The sequence below is a fragment of the Bartonella sp. PS7NMGDW genome (genome assembly GCF_042193585.1).
GTDB lineage: Bacteria > Pseudomonadota > Alphaproteobacteria > Rhizobiales > Rhizobiaceae > Bartonella > Bartonella grahamii.
Genome location: NZ_JBHILX010000125.1, coordinates 1 through 592, shown reverse-complemented (window position 1 = coordinate 592; position 592 = coordinate 1). Strand labels below are relative to the sequence as shown.

The window sequence follows — 592 nt, the reverse complement described above, 5'->3', positions numbered from 1 at the left end:
TTGAAAAGTTTTTTGCAAAAAACAGTGACAATGGCATCAATTTCGATCAACTTTCGAGTGAATTGCGCACCCTTCTTAATAAAAGCGACATTCCTGCTCTCAACCCTAATCGCTTAAAACAAACCTACCAAGCTGCACTCAACGATATTGGTTCTGCGATAACAGCTTTCAAAAATGATCCTTCTCACTATCGTACCACTTTAAAAAATCTTGGTGAGCACCTGTCTGATCGTGTAGAAGATCTCACGACAAAATTTGATCGAAGTGATATCATCAAGGCCCTTATGACCGATGGCATGTCCCGTGCGGATGCACAAACAGCAGTAAACCGTGCCGTTCAACTCTATCAAAGCGCAGAGGAAAAAACCGGAAAAGCCATCAAAGCCCTTGAAGAACGGGCAGAAACACTCTCCGACAATCTTGAGGATACGATCAAGGGCGCCAAAAACACTGCAACTAAAGCCACAAAAACAGCCTCCAATATGGGGTGGTGGGGCTTTTTAGGCAGTCTGATAGGTGCCATTATTTCCAGTGTTTTTGGCTACTATGGTTACAGAAGCCGTAAGGATACTTTCATGCTTTAAAACGTCTA

General features: G+C 43.1%; 1 pseudogene. It reads left to right on the top strand.

Going from position 1 to position 592, the window contains the following annotated elements:
• Positions 1 to 584 (top strand): annotated as a pseudogene (locus ACFIKJ_RS09675) (DUF3792 domain-containing protein); the annotation flags it as partial.
• Between the last annotated feature and the right edge of the window lie 8 nt (positions 585 to 592).